The sequence below is a fragment of the Paraliobacillus quinghaiensis genome, assembly GCF_003426025.1.
In the GTDB taxonomy this organism is placed as follows: Bacteria; Bacillota; Bacilli; order Bacillales; family Amphibacillaceae; genus Paraliobacillus_A; species Paraliobacillus_A quinghaiensis.
Genome location: NZ_QJSH01000006.1, coordinates 123011 through 143885, shown reverse-complemented (window position 1 = coordinate 143885; position 20875 = coordinate 123011). Strand labels below are relative to the sequence as shown.

Genomic DNA, 20875 nt, shown 5'->3' with positions numbered 1-20875 from the left:
GCCTAAGTTCTATAGACTTAGACTTTGTTTTAAAGCTATTCTTTAGTTAAGTTCAGCAATGATTTTTGTAACATCACCTTCACGAATACTAGATGCTACTTTTCCAGTGATTATCGAAGAAGAAACCTCTTCTTTCTTTCCATCTTTAAAGTAAATCGTGTACTTAACGGGTTGAACACTATCCTCTCCGAATGTGTCACGCCCACTAGCATTGACATACGTTACTTCTACATTACTAAACAACGTAAATGTAACTGTGCCATCCGCTTTAAATAACCAATTCGGCAATATTGGTTGCAATTGAAATCCTAATACATCATTCTTATGATCATAGACAAAAGGTTGCTTACCAACAAACATAAGGAACCACATATTTAAGAACTCAACTGTTGAACCACTCAACCTTGCAACGAATCCACGACCGTGTACAGAAGGGTCTGGGTTTGCGCTACTCGCTATAAATGAAGAGTTTTCTAATGTACTTCTTCCATATACAGCTGGATCTGTAAACGGCACAAGTGCTGTTTTTATGTCCTCATAAAACTCTTTGGCTAACCCTGTTTTCAACATTTCTAATAGGTACTTGTATTCCATATGCATGAATATTGATTCATTCTCTAACCAACCAGGCGTAAATGATTTTGCTCGCCCAAGTTCATATGGTTCATTTGCAATTGGCGTGCTAGTCTTATACATTCCCAATTTTTCATCATAAATATCTGATTTACGAACAGCCTGATAAGTCTTTTCAGCTTCTTCAGCCGTTTCACTTAATTTTAATTTTTTTACAACCCCTTCTAAGAAAGGCGTAACTGCATGTGCTTTGAAGTTCAGGATATCACTCTTATCGTGTTCATTCGCTTCAGCTTCAAAATAAAAATAAGTTGGTACAAGGTCTTGGTTCGTATATGTTTCAACTGATGCTAGTGCACTATCTATTCGTTCACCATAGATACGTAAAAGTTCTTTTATTTCATTACTATCTATTTGGAAACTTTCTCCACTGATTCCATCTTTAATTGTGGATCGATACGTTTCACGTAAGTCTGTTACTTCTTTCCAATACGCTAGCTCATTTTCTGAAGCATTCATTACATGTTGACTAATAGTTTTGGCTAACCCAGTAATCATGTCTTCTGCTTCTATTGGTAGTAATATTCCATCATCACTATTAGTGACATCTTTAAGTTGTTTAATAAGTCTTTTTAGTTCATAAAGTTCTGATGTACTAGCCCCAAACATTCCAGGCAAGCCATTTAAGGCATCATTCCAACCAGGTTTACCTGCCTCCATTTCAATACCAAGACCAAATGGTGCGATAGTAGCAGTTTTGTTTGCTGCTAATAAGAAAAGTTTTGAATATAAATTAGTTTCATAAATAGAACCTTTTCCATAGTCACTTCTAAGCCATTGTTCACCGGTATCTTGTTGCATTTTCAGCTTATCTTCGTTAACTTTTACTGCATGATATTGTCTAAGTACTCCATCATTATCTACATATTTTGTATCTCTTGTGTTAACTGAAGCTGGACTATCAAAGAATCGGTATGACTTTCCAAAGAACAATGACTGCTCTTGATCTGGATATACAGCCAAATAACTATCTAACAAGTCTAGATTATACGTCCAATGATCAACCCAGAAACCTTCACCATGATCTGCTTTTAAGGACTCATCACTAACCATCAGGATGTCCGTCAAAAATTCTTCAAACGGCAACGAAAGATTGATATTTTCTTTTTCAACAAACTTCAAAACATCACCAGGTGCAAATGGTTTATTGAAGAATACTACTAATTTTTCAACATCCGTTTCTAATAGGTTATATTTTGAAAAGTTAAACGCAGAACTGTCTAATGTAAACTGAACTTCTTTCACAGCAAGTGGATTATAGCCATCTAACTGCAAAAGATTAACAAATTGTTGCAAATTAGAATCTTCTACCTTTGGTTGAAACAATACATCTAAGCGACGATTTTGATTTACATCTCGATAGTTTCCATTCCCTTGGGAATAATAAGTAGGACTGATTGAAAAGAAGTTATAGTCCCTTTCCAAATCACCATGTTTTCGAGAGTATAAATAGAAGATTTTATGATTATCTTTATTCTCGAATACAGTTGGAAAACCACCACGTAATCCATTATCCAAATAATTTTGTGTAACATAAGCATCAAATAACGCTTCTGATGTTTCCGTTTTCACTACATCTGTAAGCTGTTCACTAATTGACTTTGCAGCTTTTTTATATCCTGTAAGTTTTTCACTGTTGAAATTTTCGGAAATAAAAGAACTAACAGCTTCTCGATTTTCAGCGTGACCGATTACAGTAAATAATTTTATACTATCATTTGAAGCTAAATTTGTTTGAATCGGCGTGAAACCGCTTGAAACTTTATTTGTAGAGACTTGTTCTTTATCAAGTAGCTTAGAAAAATCGGTTTTATCTAATCCAACTGGGTGTTGCAACGTTAGATCATCACCAAAAACTAGTGAACGATCATAAATCGGTTTCACTAACTCTTCTTTTTCGTTAAAAACTGCTAAGCTTGCATAGAAGTTTCCATTATTCACATCAGAAACATCCGCTTCATCTTCTGTGCTTCCACGTAAATAATAGTAGTTTACGTAATCATCCAACGTCTCAACATCAAACCAACTTTTTAATGTGTTTCCTAACTCTTTATACGCTGCATTTTCTACTCCACTTGGGAAAATGCTAGCGAGACCATCCACCATTTCTATATCAAGTTCTTGACCGCTTACATTTTTAAGTGTAACTTCTCGAACCAGAGCAGCAATAGGTTCATTAGGAAGTGCGTAATATTCTATTGTTAGAGTAAGCCCACGTTCTTCATTATAATAATCTAGTTGAATGTGATTGGTACTAATTGTCAATGTCTCTTTTACACTATCATTATCTTTCATAAAAGAGAATGGCTCAAACAAAGAATTATTTTTTTCTTTACCGCCTTTAATAAACGTCCTGAATCCTTGAACAGGAACAGTTTGATACGCCTTATCTGCCGGGAAAAATTCTGTTATCGCAAAGTCCTTATTATGAATCCCAAAACTAGACATCACTTGCCCGCGATTCACATAAAATGCCCATAGTGGGATACCATTTTTACCTGCTAAACCAGGTAAAAAGCTTGAGAATGGATGTGCGTGTTGATAATTCTCAATAACAAAAGCATGTTCATCAGTTAACCTATACATAAAAGCACCACCTTAGTATTATAAAGGTATTAAAGCATAGCAGGTAGTAAAAACTATATCGCTATCCTTTAATACCTTCTATTCTTAACTATTTCTTTAAAAATAGCCCATAAAATTTATCTAAACTTACCGAGAACTGTACCTCGGTAGAATTTAGCACTATCTTTTAAAAATTCTTTTTTTTATTTCAAAATGGACATAAACAATACCAAATATTAAACACTTTATCGAAATCGGTTTCCATTACAATATAAATACTTTAAATTTAATTGTCAATAGTTTTAGAGAATTCATATTTTCATCATTACCTTAGTGATTTACATCTAATTAACAGCTGTAAAAAAATAAATTAGATACTTTTTTTCACTATTAAATCATATGGTACTTTTAGGGACACAAAAATATAAATAAAAGAGTATTGACAGACTATTAAAGATTGTTATACACTCAAATAGAAACCGGTTTCATTTAGGTGTTTTTTTTTAACTGCTTCAGAAACCGGTTTCAGAGTTGCTTACATACAAGTCTTTATTAAATTGCGCTTTTACAAAACTCACCAAATCACTCACCTAGAACAATCACACTAATCAACCACTTCTATAGTTCACTCATAATATATTAAACATTATTGCAAACGCTTTATTAATTACTATCTTTTATTACTTTAAGGAGGTGGTTTACAAAGTATATTTAAAAAGCTCTACTAATGAAATTATTTTACACTGGAGGGGAAATATTTGTATAAAAAGTGGGTTCGTGTTTTTTTAATATTTTTATTGATAACTTCAAATTTTAGTATTGTTACTAGTGCACAGGAATCGATAGATGAAACAGCTGATAATTCATCTGATTCATCAGCTATTAATTCACCTGATTGGAAGTTAAGCTGGTCTGATGAATTTGAAGGTGATACATTAGATGAGTCGAAATGGACTTACGATACAGGTAATGGATTTGTAGGAGCAGATGGCACATATACACCCGGTTGGGGGAACGAAGAACTACAAAATTATCAAGAAGATAATGTTAGTGTTGAAGACGGGAAATTAGTTTTAGAAGCGCGTGAGGAAACATCAAGTGATGAACACGGGGAGTATGACTATACTTCAGGGAAAATCACTACGAGAGGAAAGTTTAGTCAAAAGTATGGTAGATTTGAAGCGAAAATGGCCTTACCAGAAGGACAAGGATATTGGCCAGCTTTCTGGATGATGCCAGAAGATGATGTGTATGGTGGTTGGGCAGCATCCGGTGAAATAGATATCATGGAAAATAGTGGTTCTAACTTAAGTCATATTGGAGGCGCAATTCACTACGGTGGACAGTGGCCAAACAACACGTACACAGCGAAAGATTATCATTTCCCAGATGGACAAGACATTACTGACTTTAATGTCTATGCTGTTGAATGGGAGCCAGGTGAAATTCGTTGGTATGTAAACGGTGACCTTTATCAAACTTTAAATAACTGGAATACTACGAGCAAAGGGAATCCAGCGAAATTTGCATACCCAGCTCCATTTGATCAAGAATTTTTTATGATTTTAAACCTTGCAATTGGTGGGTGGTATGGCGGAGGTCCAGATGAGACTACTCCAATTCCTGGCGATGTAAAAGTTGATTATGTTAGGGCTTATGAACTAACAGATAGCGACTACCAACAGCCAGCTGAACCAGTATTTGAACCTGAAGAATTACCAACTGATGCAAAAGAAGCAATTGACGGAAACTATTTGTATGATACAGCATATGACAATGGATTTACAACAATAGCAACTGGTGATGATGAATGGGATTATGACTATTGGAATTTAGTGTATATGCCCGATTTCAACGGAAATGCTTCTGCTTCGGTAGAAGACATCAATGGTGATTCATTTGCTAAAGTTGATATCACTGAAGGCGGCAATCAACCCTACTCAGTTCAATTAATTCAAAATGTGACTGTTGGAAAGGGAAGATGGTATAAGTTAAGCTTTGATGCAAAATCAACTACAGATCGAAATTTAAATGTGAAGATTGGTGGAGGACCTGACAGAGGATATGTGGCTTACTCTCCAAATACTGATTTTAATTTAACAGATGAGATTCAATCGTACGAATTAATCTTTCAAATGCAACAAGATTCAGACCCACTTGCTCGTTTAGAGTTAAATATGGGCTTAAATACAAACCCAGTTTGGATTGGAAATGCAAAGTTAGAAGAAACTGTTGCTGTAGACCCTTATGATGAATATGCTCCAAAAGAACCTTTAAGCAATGGAAATCATGTATACAACGGGACATTTGATCAAGGGAATATAGACCGTATGACATACTGGGATTTATTAACAGAAAGCGCAGATGCTTCTGCTTCAGTTGACCCAGAGGCAAGAGAACTTGCGGTAGCTATTACTGATGGTGGTTCTACTTCAGATGCTATTGAACTAGTACAAACAGGAATGAATCTACTTCCAAATGATGAGTATAAAGTAACCTTTGATGCTAGAGCGGCAGAAGGAAGAGACATCGAAGTTGCAGTCCTAAGCAAAGAAGGCGACGTAAATTATTCTGATAATCAAACAGTTTCATTATCAACAACTATGGAAGCAAAAGAAATGACTTTTGTCATGCCAGATGTAGAAGATTTAGAAGGACAACTAGTATTCTTACTAGGTGGAAATACAAGTGATGTAGTTATTGATAATGTACAAATGATTCGCACAACGAACAATAACGCGGGAGTAACACTTGAAGAGGCTTTCCCACTGAAAAATGGTGATTTTTCAAATGGGCTAGACTCTTGGACTGAACATTATCAAGGTCAATATGATGGTACATCAAAAGCAACTTTTGCAGAAGAAGATAGTAGAGCAAAAATTACTGTTGAAAATAACGGTGCAAACCCTTGGGATATTTCACTTTCACAAGAAGGCCTTAAGTTATTTGAAGGGTTAACATATGTTATTGAATTCGATGTTAGCGCATCTATGGATCGAAAAGTAGAATTAGTTATTGACAACGGTGCAGCAGGAGGATATTTCCGTTACCTAGAGGATATCGTAGATGTAACAACTGATGTACAAACGATTACGTATGAATTTGAAATGCCGACAACAGACACAATCGGGCTGAAGTTTTTAGCAGGTAAAGTTGATGGAGTTAGCATTGAAGATGCACATGACATTTTTATCGACAATGTAAAGCTTGAAGTTAAAGATGAAAGAGAAAAGTACTTCCCTTTAACTAATGGTGATTTCAGTGCAGGTATTGAAAATTGGGAAAATTATGTTCATGATGATGTAAATGCAAGTGATGCAGGTGCAAGTATTGTAGAAGAAGATGGAAAGGCTAAGATAGCTGTTGATTACACTGGAACCGAATCATGGGGTGTACAATTTTACCAATCAGATCTTACTTTAGAAGAAGGGTTGACTTATATTGTAGAATTTGATGCAAGTGCTTCTATGGATCGTGGGCTAGAATTTTCAATTGAGAACGCTGCTTATAATCGTTATCAAGAGGGTATTGTCCAATTAACTGAAGAGTTACAAACCTTTAGTTATGAGTTTGAAATGCCAAATACTGACACAGTTGCATTTAAATTCCTATTAGGTGCAGTTGATGGAGTTGGCATTGAAGATGCACATGACATTTTTATTGATAACGTTAGACTAGAAGTTAAAGGTGCTCAAGAAGTTCTAAGTGGTAGTCAGGGCGAACAGCAACCGGAAGAACCATCCGAACCAGAAGAACCGACAGATCCATCTGATAAAGAGTGGAATGAAGTAGGAGAAAACTTAGTTGTTGATGGTTCTTTTGATACGACTACTGAGGTTGCTAGTGTAGATAACCCTGCACTATGGAATGCTTTCAATCAAGGAAACCATGAGGATTGGGCAGGTCTAGCAGATTTCTCTGTTATTGACGGAGTAGTTAATGCACAGATCAATCAAGTCGGTTGGGCTTGGTGGCAAATTCAACTTTTACAAGACGTAACAGTCCCAAGTGGAACCTATAAGGTTGCATTTGATATGCAATCAGACCATGACCGTCTTGTAAGTTTAGAATTAGTAGATTCAGGAGTAGCAATTCAACAATTCAATGTAAATAATACTATGGAAACATATGAAGCTATCATTGAAGTAAATGATGCTGGTGATTACAGCTTGATGTTAGGATTAGGAAGAGATGAAGCAGCTGAAGAATTAGCTGTTCCATACACAATGCTAATCGACAACGTAAGATTAGTAGAAGTTGAGGAAGTAGTACCGGTAGCGGTAGAAGAAAATACTGACGTTCCTGTAGCGAAGAATAACAGAATTAATTTAAGTAATAGTAAAGCTTCAATTAAGATGCCAACTAACCTACCAGAAAATACAACAGTTGCAATTGATTTAGTAGAAGATATAGTTAATACTCCTGAAGGTCATAATAAAGCTGGGGAAGTAATTGATGTAAATCTTAGCGTAGATGAAGGATTTGAGGGAGACTTTGAATTAACTTTAGGTTATGAAGACGGTTTTGAAGATGTAGCAATTTACTATTTCAACGAAACAACAAATGAATGGGAAAAAATTGGTGGGGTTATTGATCCTGAAACAAATACAATAACTGCAACAGTTACACACTTCTCAACATATGGAGTATTGGGCACAACCAGTGAAGAACCAGTAGATCAAGATGGTGACGAGTCTGGTGACCAAGATGGTAATGAATCTGGTGACCAAGATGGTAATGAATCTGGTGACCAAGATGGTAATGAATCTGGTGACCAAGATGGTAATGAATCTGGTGACCAAGATGGTAATGAATCTGGTGACCAAGATAGTAACGAGTCTGGTGACCAAGACGGTAATGAGTCTGGTGATCAAGATGGTGATGAGTCAGCAACAGAAGATTCTGAAACTGACGAGGATAGTGAATTACCAGATACAGCAACTTCAATGTTTAATCTGTTATTAGTAGGTTTATTACTAGCAATAACAGGACTTGCTCTATTCTTTTACCAAAGAAGAAAAAAAGAAACAACAGTCTAAGTTATAAGTAACAAACATAAAACCGTACCATTTTTTTGGTGGCACGGTTTTATGTTAAATGACCATTTAATCACGCTCCAAAGCAATCAGACTGCTTTGGAGCGTGATTTGTTTTGTATTGAATGTTTTTTGTCCCCTCTCCTACAGACAGCTTTAGGATAGTAGGATTTGGTTTATATCTTTAAAATTAAGTATCCACATGCCACGCAGTTAATTATTTTAACCTTATCATTAATGGCTTCTATACGGCCATTATTGTACATGTAGTTAAAACTATTGTTTATATAAGGTAATTGCTTACGTACTGTATTAAAACTGCTCTAAGACTATATAAACTCTTTACAATCAGATAAGTTGTAGTGTGTATGGTTCATTTTAGTATCAACTGTTGAACTAATCTAAACAAAATCTAATGTCATAACGTTTTCAATTCATTTATTCCTATTTCACTTCCACACGATTTACGAGCAATTAGTTTTGAATCCACGAAATATGGTTCTACCTCGCATTCATTAATTAGATCTTGTAACATTTTTGCAGATAATTTCCCGATTTTTTCTTTATCTTGACTCATCGTTGTTAAATTAGGGCTACTATAACGACTTGCATCTATTTCATCACAACCTGCAATTGCTATATCTTCAGGTACCTTTAATCCACGCTCATTTATTGCTTTGATAGCACCTAACGCCATATAATCTGAAATCGCAAAAACTGCTTGTGGATATGGTTTCTGATCTAATATTCTATTCATCGCTTGATAGCCACTCTTATCAAAGAAATCACCAGACTCAATCCAATGTTCAACTAGTGGTAGCGAATAGTGATTCATCATTTTAATAAATCCTTTTTTTCGGCTAGTTGAAACAAAAGAATCTTTCCCACCACCAATATAGGCAATATTTCTAAAATTATTTTTGTGAAAATGTTCAACAATTTTTGCAGACAGTTTTTCATTATCGGTTGTTACATAGCATGAATTAGGACCATTAAGCTCTATATCAATTCCTACACATGGAATTTCACTTTTTACTAGTTCATCTATTGTTCCTTCTATCTCATCACCAGCAATAATTAGACAACCGTCTACACTAAAGTGTCGACAACGATCTAAATAGCTACCATCATCCTGCTTAAATTGTTCATTTGCGAACATCAGTATATCATATCCTAATAAACCCACTTCTCTTTTAAATGTAGAAATTACTTTATTAAAAAATGGATGCGTAAAGTCAACATCAATTTTTCCCGCATAGATCACACCAATGAGATTTGATTTCTTTGTAGCAAGAGACTTAGCCGAGAAAGTTGGTGAGTAACCCGTATCATTTATAATATCAATAACTTTCTTCTTTGTTTTTTCATTTACCCCATGATAGTTGTTTATTACCTTAGAAACTGTAGCTTTGGATACACCTGCTAATTTCGCTATATCACTAATAGTAAGATTCATTTCGATTCCTCTCCAGCCCATGCTATTAATCATAATTTTAATAGATCATCAAATATATAGTTCTAATAAACTGACAATACTATTATTATACTACTTTCTAATAATAAACCATATTAAAATAATTATCTAGGCATCAATCAAGTTTCACAAATTATTATCTTTAACACAAAAAGACTTACTTTAGTAAAAGTAAGTCTTTTTATTGTTCCTATATATAAATTATAAAAAATAAGCACATAAACAATGATAATAATTAAATACAACTCATAAATTTAATTATTTGCAGCTGTCCATAAATCTTTATTTAATTTACTTATAGTTGTGTAAACTAAAAATGCAATAGTACTTCCAATCACCCATATTATTAATGGAATCAAAAGAGCGATAATTACTATACTGGCTATTATGATTAAACATGAAATTGTTGTAACTAATCTTCCAATTGAAAAGAGGAATGCATTCTTTAGTATTTCCTTAATTGAAAGTTTAAAATTAACCACTATAGGTAATATAAAGATGCTCATTCCTAAATAAATAAAAGCGAAAAAAGTTAATAGAGCCAAAACAACACTTTTACCAAAAAATGATAAATTTATCATATAATAAAAGTCAATTGCTAATATAAAACCAAATATAAACCAAATGATTCCCAATATAAAACTTTGTTTGAAGTTCTGTTTGAATTCAAGAATAAATATTCTACCAACATTAAAATTAACACCACTCTTTTTCCATTCTCTCACAACACTAAACATAGCAGTGGTTGAAGGGAAAATGGTTACTAAAGGTAAACAAAAAATAACCCATAGTAAATTAAGAAAAATGAATGCTGTTATAACTTCTAGTGATTTTTGTAGTTGGTAAAATATCATCTGAAAATCTCCTCAAAATCATTATTATTGTTATGTAAATAAATATCTAAACCTTGAATGTTTTTATTTCAATGCTCTTCGACTTAATAATTATGCGGAAGTGCTTTGAACTTTGGTAGAAATGAATCATCTTATGTATTACTTGCTGATTGAACAGAGATATTATTAATTCTACCATACTCTTTAAAGTAATATTCACTTAATCGACAATTATGGTCGATTTTACGTTTAAAAAGTAACCTTATTTAGAAAATATAACCGAATTGTTAACCATTGATATGCCTTCTGTTATAGCATTATTTCGTTCTAACAGCATTCATTGCCTGCTAACTGTTTTAGAATCTCTAATGCTATTAGTGATTCAATTTGTTTATAAAATATTTTAAAATAAGTACCCAATTCTATAATTAGATTGGGTACTTATTTATCTAGCTATCAATTAAAAACTAAAGTAGAAATAGAATGTGCAGGAAAGTCTACAGAAGATGCTTGTCCTTCCAATACCACATTTGCTTTTGTAGCTTCATCTGTCTCGTTCATGATAATAACTACAATAGACTTGTCCTCATTTTCAAAAGCAACAATTTGAAGGAAATCATGCTCCATTTCGTGCTTAATTCTTACTGCATTAGGTTTAATGAATTTACTAAAGTGACCAATATAGAAGTAAGAGCTATTATAATGAACCTCTTTTGTATTTGTGTCCACAATAATTGGAGCATCACAATAATTACCTACATGGTTAGGACCACCTTGCTCATCTAAAACAAGATTCCAATCAATCCAACCTTCTAACCAATTGTTTAGATCCCCAATTATATTTCGTGCATAGCGCTCTCCAGTATGCCATGCCCCGAGCTGTACTCCACCTTCAATGCATCCTTCTGTGAAAATTAAATGCTTCTCTGGAAACTCATCATGAATCTTGGATAAGTTAGAGAATTCTTCACTAACATACCAATGAAGACCTGTTCCCCATATATATTTAGCTGCTTCAGGATCAGAAAGAATCGTTTTCGCTCGTTCATATGCAATATCTCTGTTATGATCCCAAATGATAATCTTCTTATCCTCTAAGCCCTCTTTTTCAAGAGTTGGTCCTAAGTGATCACGTACAAAATTTCCTTCTTCTTCTGCCGTATAGCGACATGAATCCCATGTTTGAGTTGCAGCTGGTTCATTTTGAACCGTTACACCCCAAATCGGAATACCTGCCTCCTCCATTGCCTTAATATACTTGCTATAATAAAGCGCCCAGGCTTCACGATATTCTGGTAAAAGCTTACCACCATTATTCATTTCATTGTTCGTCTTCATCCACGCAGGGGGACTCCAAGGAGAGGATAAAATCGTAAGTTCTTCCCCTCTTGCTTTCACAGCATCTTGAATAAAAGGAATAACAAAGCGATGTTCTCTTTCGATGGAAAAAGTATGAAGATTTTCATCATTTTCTTCTACATATGTGTAATTACCTAAAGAGAAATCACAGCTATGGATATGTGTTCTCCCTAGTGAATATCCTAAGCCCTTCTCAGGATGAAAATAGCTATCAATAATCTCCATTCGCTTTTCTGGCGAGATCTTTGATAACGTATATGCTGCTGCCTCTGTAAATGCACCACCAAAACCCATTATTGGTTGATAACGTTCTTTTGGTGATACCGTTAAAGTAGGTACATCATTTTTCACTTCATCTACTAAAGGTAAGCTTTCTTTTTCTGTTAAACGATCATTCGTATCCTTTGTCGTTTGAAATACTTTTACTTTCATATTACCCCTCCTTCATTTACGCTAGGATCGTATCGATTGCTCGTAATTCTTGTTTATAAAATAATACTTTTTCTAATGTCTTCTCATTCTCTTCAGGAGAGGTTCTAGACCATGTGATGATTATGAAACTATACTAATTCTACTGTATCCTATTCGAATACATTACTAGCATTCTTCAAATAAAGTGTCCGGTATGGAAGGAGTTCTTCTCCTTCTTTAACCCATCTAATAAATTAAAGAAAAGTTACCATCCATACCAAAAATAAAACTATTAGAAAATTTAGCTTCTCTTTAACAGCTGCTTACTATTTAGCCTTTAACTGATCCGGCCCCAATACTAGTAATAATATATTTAGAGAAGAACAGGAATGCAATCATAATTGGAACTACAGAAATTGCTATCCCCAGGTACATCGAACCGAGATTTTGTGCAACTTGAGAACCTTTTAAGAAGCCCATTAATACTGGTAATGTATATTTTTCAGGTGAAAATAGGATAACTAAAGGCAAGATATAGTTATTCCAAGATCCAATGAACGTAAAAATAGACATCGTTGCAACAGCTGGCATCATAATAGGAAATGCTATAGTATGAAAGATTTTCATCTCGCTTGCTCCATCCATACGAGCTGCTTCTAATAAAGATGAATGTAAAGTTGTCGCTAAATATTGTCTTACGAAAAAGACCACAAATGGACTAGCAATCGTTGGCACAATTAAAGGAATAAAAGTATCAAGCAATCCTAATGTCTTATTCAGCTCGTAAAACCCAATTAGCCCTAACTGCCCTGGGACCATCATCATTAATAACATGAAAAGGAAAAGTTGATTTTTTCCTTTGAAATTATATACCGCAAAACCAAATGCAGTTAAAGCAGAAAAGTATCCACTTAAAACAGTAACAGAAACGGCAACAATTAAACTATTTTTAAAACCATTCCATATATTAACGTAACCCATCATCGTATTATAGTTATCGATCAATGAACTTCCTGGTACAAAGGTAAAGCCCGTGATAATGTCTTTCGTGTCACGCGTTGCATTAATGATCATCATGTAAAAAGGAACAGAACTAATAATCGCTAAGAGAATTAGGAGTAAATATATAATTGTTTTGGTAGGACGTCTTTTGTTTTGCATTATTTATTCCCTCTTTTCTTAGTTACTTTTGCTTCACGATACATCGATTTAAAGGTAATTCCCGAGAAGATAACCGTGATTAAGAACAACATATAAGCGATAGTAGCTGCATATCCATAATTCCCATACCTAAACGCTTGATTGTACAGATATAAAACCATTGTATTTAATGATCCATCTGGACTTCCTAGACCATCTGTCAACAACATTGGCAGGTCAAACAATTGCAGACCACCGATAAGTGATGTAATCATGATGTATAGCATAATAGGTTTTAGTAGAGGTAAAGTGATATAAATGAACGTTTGCCATCTATTCGCACCATCAATTAAAGCTGCCTCATAATACTCTTTTGAAATTCCAGCTACACCAGCCATTAGTACAATAAAGGTATAGCCAAACCACATCCAAGTTAAGATTAATGCTACCGATGCTTGTGCTGTAAACGGTTGATTTAACCAGTTAATTGGCTCAGAAATTATTCCAAGTTTTAATAAGAATTGGTTAACTGAACCATAATGCCAATCAAGCATAATGTTAAAAAGGATTGCTACTGAACTAATCGTAATTAAATTCGGCAAATAAAATATAGCTCTGAAAAATCCAAGCCCTTTAATATTTATTCGAAGATCGGAGAATAGAGCAGCTAAGAATAAAGCAATACCTAATTGAAGAGCGAAGTTTAGCCCCCAAATCTGCCAAGTATTAATGAATGCTTCTAAAAAATAGCTATCCGTTAAAATACGAACATAGTTGTCTAGTCCAAGAAATTGAGGTTCTCCATAGCCTTCATAATGTGTAAATGTATAATAAAAGGTTAATAAAACAGGGTATAAATTAAATGTGAGGAAAATAGCAAAAAATGGTGCTATAAAATAGTACCCTTTATAATCTAGTTTTTTCATAAAGCACTCCTTCTTTCTTTATACTAAAAGAAAAGGGGATAGAATGTGAAACTTCTATCCCATTCTTTATAGCTGCTATACTTATTATGGTGTTTTAATCTCTGGGTAAGCATTTTTTACTGCTTTATAAAATTCTTCAAGTGCTTCTTCTTTTGTTACCTTACCATCTACATAATCTATTACTTTTGAACCTAGTAATGTATCAATTTGCTGGTCATACTTTGTAACAATACCTGGCTCTATTTTCTTAGATTCTTCTAAGAAGAACTCATAGTTATTTTGTCCATCTAAGAATGGCTCACTGAAATCACCTTTAATTTCATCTGTAACAGGTAGGTAAGATAAAACATCTCCTGTTTCTAATGCCCAATCTGTTAAGAACTCTTCATCATGTGTCATCATTTTTACGAATTCCCATGCTAAGTCCTTATTCTCAGAACCACTATAAATTCCTACCCAAGTTCCGCCCCAGAAGTATGGTGCCGGTCCTGATGTAACAGCCCAGTCGCCATTAGTTTCTTCTACGTTAGGTTTAAGTACACTGTGTAATCCCCATGTTGGTAGAGCATAAGAGAATACTTCTGTTTGATTGTCTTTAGATGCTTCTGAATCTACTTCATCCCATCCACCATTATAGGCAACTGGGCCATCCATTGCAGCAAACCAAGATGGTGACCATTCTGGAGCAAATGCTGTATAATCTTTTTCACGTAGTGTCTTAGCATGATCGAAATAATTTAGCTTTGCTTCTGTCATAACTAATTCATTATCTTCATTCACCCATGGCTGTGGATCTTCACTTTTAGAGAACCAACGAATCGCACCCTCATCTGGGAATAAACGATATCCTGCTTCCTTCAACTTATCTCCAGTCTCAAACATTTTATCCCAAGAAGACATCATTTCTCCAACTTCCGCTGGATCATCTGTACCAAGTACTTCTTCTGCAATACTACGACGGTAGAAGATACCACCTGGTGTTGTCTGCCAAGATAATGCTCTAACATTTCCTTCAGAATCTTTCCCTAAATCAAACACATAAGGAACGTAATCGTCTTCCCACTCATCTACATTATAAGGATCAGCTGATAGGTTTTCCCAATAACCTCTATCAGTCCATTCCTTCAAGAATGCAATTTCTCCTGTAAATACATCAGGAGCACCTACTCCACTTTCTAGAGCTGGTCTAAGTTTTGTTGGGTAGTCCGCAATTGGAACAATAGTCAACTCTACAGTCGAGCCATTTCTCTCTTCAAATGTCGTAATAGGGTCTTCTAATTCATCTGTGAAAGACCAAACCTTTAATACCTCACCTGAATAATCTTTTTCTTCATTGTTTTCTTCAGTGTTAGTGTTGTTATCAGTGTTATTACCATTGTCTGATGTAGAAGAATCATCTGAACACCCAGCAATTACTCCTACTAGTAATATAAGTAAAAACATACTTAATACTTTTTTCATTGTGTTGCCTCCTAATAATTTTATAATGATAATACTAAAAGATCTAATTCTAACTAGCTTCCCTAAACCGGTTTCGTTTTTATTAAAAGCTAGATCTCTCTACATGATTCTCTTGTTATCAGTTCAACTGGAACAACGATCATATCCTTGCTTTTTTGCATATTATTGATTTGTTTAATTAATAGCTTTCCTGATTTTTCTCCAATCAGGTCCGTTTTCTGTCTAAGTGTTGTTAAGCCAGGTTCGATGAATTGAGATAGTTCAATATCATCAAAACCAACTACAGAGTAATCCTTTGGCACTTCAAGGCCAGCATCCTTAATTGCCTCGATTGCACCAACCGCCAAATTATCTCCAGCTGCATATACAGCTGTCGGTCGATCGCTTAGAGTCAACAGCTTTGTCATTGCTTCATAGCCACTCTCTCTTGAAAAATATCCCCCATCCACAGTGTATTCATTTGGCAGAGATAGGCGTAGACTTTTTAATCCTTCTAAGTAACCCTTAAGTCTTTGCTCCCCTGCAAAAGTGGATATATGTCCTGCGATATGGGCAATCTTTCGATGGCCTAGCGAATACAAATAGTTTACTGCCTGTTTACTTCCATTAATATTATCTGAGTAAACAACACTAGAATTGTCACTTATTAAATCAATGACTACGGACGGCAATGCGCTGTTCATTAGCTCTTGCACTTGCTCATCTTCATAAGCAGAAGAAACAATAACAACTCCATCTACACCTCTGTATTTGAAATAGTCAAGATAGCTTATCTGCTTATTGCTAATGCTCCTAGAAGCAAATAATAAATCGTATCCATTGGCTTCTACACATTGCCTAAAGCTTTCAATTACTGCATTAAAGAATGGATGCTTCACGCCGATTCCTAACGATTCTACAAAGACAACACCTATCATCCATGATTTCTTTGTCGCTAGGGTTCTAGCATGAGAGTTTGGAAGATACCCTAATTCATCAACTGCGTCTAAAATTTTCTTTTTTGTTAAATGATTTATATCTTGGTAATCATTTAATGCTTTAGATACAGTCGTTGGTGAAACCCCCGTTTTCTTTGCAATGTCGTAAATTGTCACCATACTTATACACCTCTTGCTCCTTGAAAGCGTTACGTGTTAAGAAAAAGTTAATCTGAAACCCTTTTCATTTACCTTCAGTTGGTGCAAAGCAATGGCTTCGATCTCACTCTTTAATCACTCTTGCGTTATCTAAGATGATGTTTACTTCCATTTCAGCACCTCCCAACAATTAGTGTAACGCTTACAATTACATTCTATTAAATCTTTTGACTTTGTATAAGGTGTAGAATTTCACTTATGGTGATGGATTTTTAGGTGCTTTAAAATTAGTGCCCTTTATTATATTAAAAGAACGGGATAAACACGATTAACTTTTTTTAAAGTAATGAAATTTAAAGAAGATGACTTCTGGCCATACAGAAATCATCTTCTTAATATACTATAGTAGTCTTTTACAAAGAATACACCTTACCTGATGTTGTCTTTTAATTTTTCTCTAAATTCCTTTGGAGATACACCCTCTATGTCCCTAAATACTCTTGAAAACTGCTTTGGATTCTTAAACCCAACTAGTTCACTCACCTCAAAAATTTTATTATCATAGTCTGACAATAATTTCTTTGCTTTTTCTATACGCACCTTTTTTAGATAATCAACAAAGTTTTCACCTGTATACTCCTTAAATGTATGGCTAAAGTACGAATAATTCAGGGATATATGATTAGAAACAACAGCCATATTTAGATCTTTATGTGCGTTCTCATGAATAAAATCTATTGCCTTTTCCATGATGCTTCCTTCAGAATACACTAATTTCATTTCTTTAATGAACTCATGAAGATGCATCGTTAAATACTCCACTGCATAAAAATAATCATTGATACTTTCAAAATTATTTATGTCACCAACCTCGTCATATTGTTGAAAAATTTCAACTGATTCCTTACCGAGCTCACGAAAGGCTTGGTCAAAAATAATTTTATTTATTGCATCACTTAATGCATAAACATAAGTTAATTTATAGTTTTTTAACTCTTCTATATTAAAGACGTTTAATAGAGTTGACCTTATTTCATTATTTCTATCTGTTCCTAACATATTATAAATTTTTTGAAGAGATTTTTCTTCTACATCGATATTTTCCATCTTTTTATCTACTTCTTCAAAGGTAAATACATTTTGATTTGGATAGATAAATTTATAAGCTAACGCTTCTTTTGCTTGCTCATAAGCCTCTTTGAATTTTCTAGTAACTGTGTGCCTTTTGCTTATTGCAACTATTAACGGGCAATGTGTATCCAAATTATATTCCTCTAAAACTTGATAAAATATACCTACGTCTTCAGAGAGGACAGTTAGTTTTTCATCACTGTCCAGAAAAAAGAATGTATGGTCGTTATTATCTGTCATTGTTTTTTTGAATTGACTAGCAAGCTCTTTTTTTTGAATTACTCCCTTCTCATCTCTAAAATGAAAGACACCAACATAAAATCCATTAGGGTAATTATAGAGTTGAAGATTCTGAAAAATTTCTTCTACTTCTTCTTCATTTATCCTTGGATTAAGTAACATATAACTTAATTGATTGTTTCGGTATTCGTCCATATCTTTTGGCAACGCTAATTCTGCATCTATCTTTTCTTTAGTACGATCGATGATATTAAACAATTCATTACGGTCAACCGGCTTTAGTATATAATCCATTACTTGATATTTAATAGCTTGTTTTGCATAGGAAAAGTCATCATATCCACTCACAATAATAACAAGAGGTGTTTTTTCCATCAGCTGCATTTGTTCTATTAGTTTAATTCCGTCCATACGAGGCATCTTAATATCTGTTATGACAATGTTTATATCACTAACCTTTAATAATTCAAGTGCTTCCACCCCATCTGATGCCACTAGAATATCGAAGTTATATCTTCTTTCAAGCATTGCCTTAATCCCTAACCGTATCATTCGCTCATCATCTACAACTAATATAGTTATCATGAGGGTAAACCTCCACCTCCTTCAAGAAGTAGACAGGGTAAGGTAACTACAACTTTAGTGTATTCTCCTTCCTCACTGTCAATTTTCAGTCCATATTCATTTCCATAATGTAATTGGATTCGCTCATGTACATTGTATAGCCCTATTCCACTACCACTCTTCATTTGGCTAGAAGTCTCTTCCACCTCTGTTCCTTCAATGAGATTAGCAGTTAACTGGCATAGTGTTGATTTATCCATTCCTACTCCGTTATCTGTTATTTCTATCATTATATCTTTAGTGTTGGAGAATACTTTAATGGATATTATACCGTCTTTCTCATGTAAAACATCTAGTAATCCATGTTTCACCGAGTTTTCGACGATAGGTTGGAAGGTCATTTTCAGGACTTCCTGACTTAAATATCTTGAAGGGATATCAACATTAAATCTTAATTTATTATCTAAACGGACATTCATAATATCAATATAGTTTTTTATGTGGTTTACTTCATCTTGTAAAGAAACAAAGTCCTTCTTCCACTTAAGATTGTAACGCATCATTTCACCTAAGGATGTTATCGTGTCGGAAATTTCATAATTTCCATCGATCTCTGCCATCATTTTAATATTCTCCAAGGTATTATATAAGAAATGAGAATCAATTTGTGTTTTTAATGCCTTTAACTCCGACTCTTTTGTCGCTGCTTCTTTATTCACTGAGTCAGCGATTAAGCTATTTATTTTACTAAGCATATTTCGAATATGATTCGATAATCTTCCTATCTCACCATGCCCACGTATATCCACATCAACTGTAAAATCGCCTTTTTCTACTCTTTTCATCAATTCTATTAAAAGGTGAAACTTTTTTAGTATTAAAGAAATAATGCCATGCGTAAACAAAGACAGAACTATAATTAACGCAAAAGCTCCTATAAAAATATACATTCTAATTTGATTTCTTTCCGCGTATATATCCTTTAAAGAGACAACATTTAATAGATGCATATCAATACCTTCTACATAAGAGGAAACAATTAAATAGGGCCTTTCTCTATTTTGGAAACGCATTGTCTGATTACTATCGTTTTTATTATCTCTAAAAAAATTATCCCTTATTGCTTCTGGATTAGTATTAAGTTCCTCTAATAACGTGTCGGCTGGATTAACATGAACATTACTCATTTCATCAATGACAAGCATTTGGGACTGACCATTATTTACACCACTAAACATTTTAGGAAAAAAGTTTTCTAACAGCATAGTGATTTCAATAATACCTAAATGGTTGTCCTTTGGGTACTCAAGTTGGCGATACAATGAAGCCTTCCACGGTCCAATTTTACTAGAATACACATTATCTAAATACTGACCCTGTTGATTAAATCTCCACATTTCTCTTCCATTTAATTCAAGAAGTTTTTTATACCAATCAGAGTTTGCAATCCGTTTCTCATCATAAACTATTGGCCACATTTCACTTATATTTTTATTAGATGTGAAAAAATGAATATTCTCTATACTAGGATTATTATATTTTAACTGCGTAATATCTGAAAGAACATTGATTTTAAAATCTAGCAGCCCTTTAACATCGTATTCTTCTTTTTGTCTGATAAACTCCTTAAATTCTTGATTTGCGACTACCATTTGAGCGGTTCGGCGAATGGTTTCAATATTATTTTCTATATTGACCTGTTCTAACTGTAATATATATTCATTCTCACTAATTGCATCATGAATTGATGCCTCATAGTATTGTTTCGAGATATTCCATGTGAAAATCAAAACGGGAACTAATAGAATAATGACATACAGAGTCACAAACTTTTTTTGGAGGGAAATATTACTAATATACAAACTTACCTCATTAAAAAAATACTTCCACTTTGTCCTAATATTATTTCACCTCCAGCATCTTTTACTTTGCGATAGTATTCCACAATAAAGTGAAACTTCCATCAGTGAGGGTTTTCTTCATCCCTCACTGATGGTTAGTTGAACGAATCGGGCTTTTACGGGCA

11 protein-coding genes and 1 pseudogene are annotated in these 20875 nt (G+C 34.1%); 1 reads left to right on the top strand and 11 read right to left on the bottom strand.

Features of this window, described 5'->3' with window-relative positions; genetic code table 11:
* Positions 1-42: 42 nt before the first annotated feature.
* Positions 43-3219, bottom strand: a complete 3177-nt coding sequence (locus D2K40_RS06205; protein ID WP_117154027.1) for a hypothetical protein — start codon at positions 3217-3219, stop codon at positions 43-45.
* Between the two features lie 737 nt (positions 3220-3956).
* On the opposite strand from D2K40_RS06205, the gene D2K40_RS06200 reads away from it, so the two are divergent.
* Complete coding sequence (locus D2K40_RS06200; RefSeq protein WP_117154025.1) at positions 3957-8237, top strand: carbohydrate binding domain-containing protein; 4281 nt, start codon at positions 3957-3959, stop codon at positions 8235-8237.
* 173 nt (positions 8238-8410) lie between these two features.
* Here the strand turns inward: D2K40_RS06200 and D2K40_RS06195 are convergent.
* The 10 genes and pseudogenes from D2K40_RS06195 to D2K40_RS06150 form a co-directional block, all read right to left on the bottom strand.
* Positions 8411-8536 (bottom strand): annotated as a pseudogene (locus D2K40_RS06195) (transposase); the annotation flags it as partial.
* A 116-nt stretch (positions 8537-8652) separates the two neighbouring features.
* Positions 8653-9690 (bottom strand): LacI family DNA-binding transcriptional regulator, encoded by a 1038-nt coding sequence (locus D2K40_RS06190; protein ID WP_117154021.1) that lies wholly within the window; start codon positions 9688-9690, stop codon positions 8653-8655.
* Positions 9691-9962: 272 nt separating this feature from the next.
* Entirely contained in the window at positions 9963-10562 is a 600-nt protein-coding gene (locus D2K40_RS06185) for a YesL family protein (RefSeq protein ID WP_117154019.1), read from the bottom strand.
* Between the two features lie 435 nt (positions 10563-10997).
* A complete protein-coding gene (locus tag D2K40_RS06180) occupies positions 10998-12332 on the bottom strand; it encodes a glycoside hydrolase family 30 protein (RefSeq protein WP_117154017.1) in 1335 nt (444 codons plus the stop codon).
* Positions 12333-12641: 309 nt separating this feature from the next.
* A complete protein-coding gene (locus D2K40_RS06175) occupies positions 12642-13472 on the bottom strand; it encodes a carbohydrate ABC transporter permease (protein WP_117154015.1) in 831 nt (276 codons plus the stop codon).
* Positions 13472-14377 (bottom strand): carbohydrate ABC transporter permease, encoded by a 906-nt coding sequence (locus D2K40_RS06170; protein WP_117154013.1) that lies wholly within the window; start codon positions 14375-14377, stop codon positions 13472-13474. The genes D2K40_RS06175 and D2K40_RS06170 overlap by 1 nt, the downstream gene beginning before the upstream one ends.
* An 84-nt stretch (positions 14378-14461) precedes the next feature.
* Entirely contained in the window at positions 14462-15838 is a 1377-nt protein-coding gene (locus D2K40_RS06165) for an ABC transporter substrate-binding protein (RefSeq protein ID WP_117154011.1), read from the bottom strand.
* A gap of 89 nt (positions 15839-15927) precedes the next feature.
* A complete protein-coding gene (locus D2K40_RS06160) occupies positions 15928-16935 on the bottom strand; it encodes a LacI family DNA-binding transcriptional regulator (protein WP_117154009.1) in 1008 nt (335 codons plus the stop codon).
* A gap of 408 nt (positions 16936-17343) precedes the next feature.
* On the bottom strand, positions 17344-18870 hold the full coding sequence (locus D2K40_RS06155; RefSeq protein ID WP_117154007.1) for a response regulator: 1527 nt from the start codon (positions 18868-18870) through the stop codon (positions 17344-17346).
* Positions 18867-20711 (bottom strand): sensor histidine kinase, encoded by a 1845-nt coding sequence (locus D2K40_RS06150; RefSeq protein WP_117154005.1) that lies wholly within the window; start codon positions 20709-20711, stop codon positions 18867-18869. Before D2K40_RS06150 ends, D2K40_RS06155 begins: the two co-directional genes overlap by 4 nt.
* Positions 20712-20875 lie beyond the last annotated feature (164 nt).

What these genes read in the sequence shown, in the direction of transcription:
- D2K40_RS06205 (WP_117154027.1), bottom strand. Translation starts at nt 3,219, where the DNA reads ATGTATAGGTTAACTGATGAACATGCTTTTGTTATTGAGAATTATCAA.
- D2K40_RS06165 (WP_117154011.1), bottom strand. Translation starts at nt 15,838, where the DNA reads ATGAAAAAAGTATTAAGTATGTTTTTACTTATATTACTAGTAGGAGTA.
- D2K40_RS06155 (WP_117154007.1), bottom strand. Translation starts at nt 18,870, where the DNA reads ATGATAACTATATTAGTTGTAGATGATGAGCGAATGATACGGTTAGGG.
- D2K40_RS06175 (WP_117154015.1), bottom strand. Translation starts at nt 13,472, where the DNA reads ATGCAAAACAAAAGACGTCCTACCAAAACAATTATATATTTACTCCTA.
- D2K40_RS06185 (WP_117154019.1), bottom strand. Translation starts at nt 10,562, where the DNA reads ATGATATTTTACCAACTACAAAAATCACTAGAAGTTATAACAGCATTC.
- D2K40_RS06170 (WP_117154013.1), bottom strand. Translation starts at nt 14,377, where the DNA reads ATGAAAAAACTAGATTATAAAGGGTACTATTTTATAGCACCATTTTTT.
- D2K40_RS06180 (WP_117154017.1), bottom strand. Translation starts at nt 12,332, where the DNA reads ATGAAAGTAAAAGTATTTCAAACGACAAAGGATACGAATGATCGTTTA.
- D2K40_RS06160 (WP_117154009.1), bottom strand. Translation starts at nt 16,935, where the DNA reads ATGGTGACAATTTACGACATTGCAAAGAAAACGGGGGTTTCACCAACG.
- D2K40_RS06190 (WP_117154021.1), bottom strand. Translation starts at nt 9,690, where the DNA reads ATGAATCTTACTATTAGTGATATAGCGAAATTAGCAGGTGTATCCAAA.